Here is a 5800-nt window from a genome sequence, read left to right as displayed (position 1 = left end):
CCCCCCCTCCCCCCCCCCCGGCGGGGGGTCCGGGCCCCGCGGGGGGCGAGCCCCCCGCCCCCCCCGCCCCCCCCGCCCCGGGCGCCGAAGAACTCGGCGGCGGCGGCCGCAGCGGCGGCCGCGGTGAGTTCAGGGTAGGGGGGAAGCAGCACGACGAGCGTATCGATATCGGTGGTATCCGCGCCGGCAGCCGGGTCGATGATGCGCGTTGTGGCACCCTGATCCGCAGCCTCGGCCACCAGTGCCGCCACGAGCTCGGCTCGACCGCCCGTATGGTCGACCAGACCCAGGCGTTTGGGCTGCGACAAACTTCGACGGGACAGCCGGACCCACCGTTCGACGACCAGCTGCGCAGGGTGAGCATCGGGTGCCGGGTCCGCCGAAACCGTCGCCACGGGCTGGTTGTCCCAGGAATCGGTGTTGTACGGCAGCCACAACCGCACCTCGTTCATCCGGGCATGCGGGAAATCGGGCAGCGGCAGCGCCGGGGGCGTGTCCGTGACCCGCAGACTCTGCCAGCGGTAGTCCGGCTCATCGACCAGAAGAGCGGCCAGATTACGGGTGAATTCGCTCAAATCGGTGGCCGCGCGTTGCGAGGTGCTCACCACCCGGGCGCCCGGCCCGGAGTCCGCGGCGAGGTTTTCCTCGATGGCCAGGCGCAGCGCGGGATGATCGGCAATCTCGACGAAGGTGCCGATACCCGCGGCGGACGCGGCGGTAACCGCTTTGTCGAACCGCACGGGATTGCGCAGATTCCAGAACCAGTAGTCCGCGAGAGCAGTCCCGGCCGGGAGCTCCTCACCCAGGGTGCCGCCGAAGCAGACAGCCGTACCGGCGGTGAAGTACTGGTTCTCGAGCCGGTCGCGCGCCGCATCCCGTATTACGTCACGTAAGTCGTTGACCATGCCGGTGTGCGCCGGGTACCGCACCGGGATCATCCGGGCGAAGACGCCCTGCTGGGTGCAGGTGTCGACCACTTCGGCGATGGCCGGGCGTTCGCCGGACAAGGCGGTCATGGTGGGGGAGTTGACGGCCGACACCTGGGCCCAGCCCGATAGCCGGGCGAGCAATCGCTCACAGGTTTCCCGATCGGCGGCGACGACGGCCATGGCGTGGTCGTCGGAGGAGATGCTGTCCACCGCGCGGGCACGGGTGCCGACGATCAGGATGGCATCGAACAGGCTCATCCGTCCCGCGACGTACGCGGCGGCGATCTCGCCTTGGCTGTGACCGATGGTCGCGGCCGGTGTTACGCCTACCGCGCGCCAAGCGGCCGCCAGGCCGGCCATCTGGGTGAAAAGCGCCGGTTGCACGATGCGGGCACGGTTGTCGGCGGGGTGGGTCGCGTCGAGTAGATATTCCAGCGGCGATTCCGCGAAGAATTCGCGGAACGCGTTATCGCAGCGATCGGCTTCGGCGCGGTAGGCGGGAAGGTGATCGTAGAAGAGCCGGCCCATCCCCGGCCGCTGCCCACCTTGACCGGGAAAAACGAAAGCGATTCCGCGTCCCGGCTCAGTGGAGCGGATGACGGCCGAATGGCTGGTGCCGGCGGCGACGGCGCGGAGGGCGTGGGTCAGTTCCGCGGTATCGGCGACCATCGCCAAGGCGCGGAACCGGCGCGCCACGCGGGTGCGGAAGATCATTTCCGCGATCCGGCCCACCGGGATGTGCGGGCGGGCATCCAGGTAGGTGAGCAGATCCGCGGCCTCGGCGGCGAGTAAGTCAGGTGTCGGCGCCGACAGCAGAACCGGAACGGTCCCGTCGGGGAGTTGATAGTCAGAAATGGTCGTACTCCTCATCCGCGGGTATGGCGATGATCGCGTGGGCATTGGCGCCGCCCGCACCGAACGAGGACACGGCGCCGTAGCGGATGTCGTTCTTCGGTTCCCAGGGTTGCGCGGTGGCGGCCAGTCGCAGCGCCGACCGGTTCCAATCGACCTTGGTGGTGGGTTTGTCCGCGTAGAGGGTGGGCGGGATCGTGCCGTACAGCCCGGCCAGCAGAAGCTTGGCGAGACCGAGCATGCCCGCGGCCGCCTGGGCGTGGCCCGCATTGGATTTCACCGACCCCAGGACAGGGTCGCCACCCGCGGCACCGTAGGTGTTCTGCAGTGCGGTGAGCTCGGCGACGTCCCCGGCGCGGGTGGCGGTGCCGTGCCCTTCGACCATGCCGATATCGGCCGGGTCCACCCCGGCGATTTCCACGGTGCGCCGCACCAGCTTCTCCTGGGCGTGCGCGCGCGGCACCAGGATCGGCCGGCCCTTACCGTTGTGGTTGGTATAGCTGCCGAGCACGCGCCCGTACACCGGGTGACCCAGGCGCCGTGCCCGCGACTCCGGTTCGACGAGCAGCGCGACGGCGCCCTCGCCCCAGAGCGTCCCGGCGGCATCGTCGGAATAGGCCCGGCAGTGACCGTCCGGGTCGAGCGCACCGTTCTTGGCGAATTCGTAGAAACCGCGCGGGGAACTCATTACGCAGACCGCGCCGGCGATCGCCCAGTCGCATTCGCCCATACGCAGGGCGGAGACGGCCAGATGCAACGCGGCCAATGAGGAAGCGCAGGCCGAGTCGATGCACATCGAAGGACCGATCAGCCCCAGGGCGTGCGATATCCGGCCCGCCACGCCCAACTGGCCGTAGCCGACCGTCCGGAAGCCGTTGTGCTCGTTGATCCTGCTGCCGCTGGGCCCGTACTCCATCGGCGAGGCGCCGATATACACCCCGGCCTCCGCTCCGGCGAGCTCGCCGGGATTCACCCCGGCGTTCTCCAGGGCGCGCCACGCGACCCGCAGACCCACCCGCTGTTGCGGGTCGGAGGCCAGCGCCTCGCGCTGGGACATACCGAAGAACGATGGATCGAATTCCATTGCGCGCTCCAGGAATCCGCCCGCATCGCTCACCCGCCCCCACCCCTCGCGGTCGCCGAGTGACAGCAACTCCTCGATCGGCCAGCCGCGGTCGCGAGGGAAGGGCCCGATCAATTCGCGCGCATCCGTCAGGGCCGACCAATAGGAAGCCGGGGTGTCGATTCCGCCCGGTGCCTCCAGTGCCATTCCGGAAATTACTATGTGATCGCGGTCCGGCCCGGCCGTCGGTATCATTCTCGTCCTTGCAATGGTGATGGGATCACGCTCTGGGCGTGAGTAATTCGGTCAGTTCCTCGACGTAGTTGTGCAGGTAGAAATGACCACCCTCGAAAACCGTGATCTCGACTTCGTCGCTGTGTTTGCGCCAGCCGTTCAGCTCGGCGAGGGAGACGATCGGATCGTTGTCGCCGCCGATCGCGTGGATCGGCGCGTTGATCCGGGCATCGTCCTCGCAGGAGTACTTTTCCGAGGCGAGATAGTCCTGTTTGACCACCGGCAGCGTCATCCGCATGAGGTCGCGGTTCGACATCACGTCTCCGCTGGTGCCGTCCAACCTGGTCAGGAAGTCGAGCAGTGCCTCGTCTTCCTTGGGGACGGGCTCCTTGGTGTGCGCTACGCAGGGCGCGACCGCGGCCGAAACATAGGCACGCCGGATCCGGAAGCCGGCGGCCTCGGCGAGCCGGGCGAATTCGAAGGAGATGATCGAGCCCATGCTGTGGCCGAATGTTGTGATCGGCACAGTGCGGGAGTGACCGGAATCAGTGAATTCCGCGAAGGCGCCGACGGCGAATTCGGGCAGGGTCGCCGGGGCGGGTTCGTGGATTCGGTCCTGCCGGCCCGGGTACTGCACTACGTGAACGTCGTAATGCGCGCTGAAGGCTTTTGAGAACGTGCGATAGGCGGAGGCGCCCGCGCCTACGTGCGGAAATATCAGCAGCGGAGGGTTCGCGGGAGAAACCGGCTTGTGAAACTGCCGAATCCAGCGCGGTCCGGGTGACATAGATCCTCCTCGGGGGTGGTCCACACGCTCGGTGCGGGCGAACCAGGCAAGTTCCGTCGGGCGGTCCGGACGGCGATGCGCCGACCCAGCGGCGTCGATAGTTAGGTAAGGCTACCGTAATTTACACTCGGTTGACAGTGGTAGCCGAGGTGGATTCCTCCGCATGGTCAGGAGGTGCTGACATAGGTTTTTGCATAGGCTAACCTAAGTCGCTAGCGTGAGACGGCCTGCGCGAGATCCAGGTCCAGGACAACGGCTGAGGAGTCGCCTTCATGTCGGAGAAGACGCAAACACCTTCGGCCGAGGGGGTTCCGGTCCCCGAGATCGAAGACGTTCTCGCGCTGAGTCCGCTTCAGGAGGGCTTGTACTCGCTGGCCCGGCTGGCCGGCGAGGGCGATCTCTACACCATGCAGTTCGCCCTCCGAATGACCGGTCCGGTCGACCGGTACCTGCTGCGCCGCAGTATCGAGGCCGTGCTGCGCCGCCACCCCAACCTCCGGGCCGCGTTCTGGGACAAGGACCTGCCCAAACCCGTGCAGATCGTGCCGAACACGGTGGTACTGCCCTGGTTCGAGCGCACCGCCGATCCCCGCGACTACCCGGCGCTGGCCGAATCGGAGGCACGCACCGGATTCGATCTGGCCCGCGGCCCCGCCCTGCGGGTGGTGTTCGTAACCATGACCGACGGCACCCACCGGATGATCCTGACCGCCCACCACCTGCTGATGGACGGCTGGTCGGTGGGGGTGTTCTTCCGCGAGATGTACGCGATCTACCAGGCCGGCGGGTCGGTCGCGGAGTTGCCCGCGCCGCGCCCGTACCGGGATTACATCGGCTGGCTCGCCGCCCGCGATACCGCGGCCGATCTGCGCCGCTGGACCGAGTACCTGGCCGGTGCCGAACCGCTGATCCTGGGGGAGCGCGCGGATTCCACGATCAACACGATCGTGCCGGATGTGCACGTGCGCAAGCTCTCCGCGGCCGATACCGAGCGATTACGGGAGTGGGCCGGGCGCAACGGGCTCACGCTGAACACCGCGGTGCAGTACGCGTGGTCGGTGCTGCTCGGCCGGCTGACCGACCGGCGCGATGTGGTGTTCGGTACCACGGTCTCGGGTCGCCCGGACGAGCTGACCGGGGTGGAGACGATGATCGGGTTGTTCATCAACACGATCCCCGTACGCGTCCGGCTCGATACCACCGACGGACCGGACGATGTGGTCGCCGCGTGCCGGCGCATCCAGCGCGAGGCGGTCGCCATGCGCGACGCCGGGTATCTCGGTCTCGCCGCGATCCAGCGCGCCGCGGGGCGGGGCGGGCTGTTCGACACGCTCTTCGTTTTCGAGAACGTGCCGGTGGGAGATCTGCTGCGACCGATGACGCTGGCCGACGGCACCGAATGCACGGTGCTGGAATCGCAGGGCCTCACTCACTATCCGCTGGCCGTGGTCTCCTATCTACTCGACGGCGAGCTTTCGCTCGGGGTCGAGGCCGTACCCACCCTGCTGGGGCAGCTGGCCCCCGCCGAACTGCCCGACCGGCTGGCGCGGGTGCTGCGGCAGCTCCCCGATATCGGGATGGCCGGCCCGGACGCGCTTGATGTGCTGCTGCCCGGTGAACAACCGCGGCCGCCCGGCCCCCCCCCCCCCCCCCCAGACGGGGGGGGGGGGGGGCGGCGATTTTAGCGGGCGCGGCGGGGGGGGCCCCCCCCCCCCCCCCCCCCGCGGGGGGGGGGGGGGGGGGGGTGTGGGGGGGGGGGGGGGGGGCGCCCCCCCCCCCCCCCCCCCCCCCCCCCCCGGCTCCGCTAAGCGGATTCGGGGACGAATTGCGCCAGGGGGAGGAGGTGGTTCGTTGCCCCGCCGAGGACGAATTCGTTGTGTTTGGCGGCAGTGAAGTAGTTGTGCACGATGTGGTCGCGGTCGATACCGACGCCGC

General features: G+C 68.6%; 4 protein-coding genes. 1 reads left to right on the top strand and 3 read right to left on the bottom strand.

The annotated features are described in order from the left end of the window. The 3 genes from QH276_RS00130 to QH276_RS00120 all read right to left on the bottom strand — a co-directional run. A partial coding sequence (locus QH276_RS00130) for an acyltransferase domain-containing protein (protein ID WP_280406533.1) occupies positions 1–1799 on the bottom strand: 1799 nt, incomplete at its 3' end. Then, positions 1777–3099: a polyketide synthase gene (locus tag QH276_RS00125; RefSeq protein WP_280399905.1), complete on the bottom strand. Its 1323-nt coding sequence runs from the start codon at positions 3097–3099 to the stop codon at positions 1777–1779. The genes QH276_RS00130 and QH276_RS00125, both read right to left, overlap by 23 nt. 25 nt (positions 3100–3124) lie before the next feature. After that, positions 3125–3865, bottom strand: coding sequence for a thioesterase II family protein (locus QH276_RS00120; protein ID WP_280399904.1), 741 nt, complete (start codon positions 3863–3865; stop codon positions 3125–3127). Between the two features lie 272 nt (positions 3866–4137). Here QH276_RS00120 and QH276_RS00115 point away from each other — a divergent pair, with 272 nt between their 5' ends. After that, positions 4138–5550, top strand: a complete 1413-nt coding sequence (locus tag QH276_RS00115; protein WP_280406532.1) for a condensation domain-containing protein — start codon at positions 4138–4140, stop codon at positions 5548–5550. Positions 5551–5800: the final 250 nt, after the last annotated feature.

Source organism: Nocardia carnea (genome assembly GCF_029869215.1).
Classification (GTDB): Bacteria; Actinomycetota; Actinomycetes; order Mycobacteriales; family Mycobacteriaceae; genus Nocardia; species Nocardia carnea_B.
This window is presented reverse-complemented; position numbering and strand designations above follow the sequence as displayed.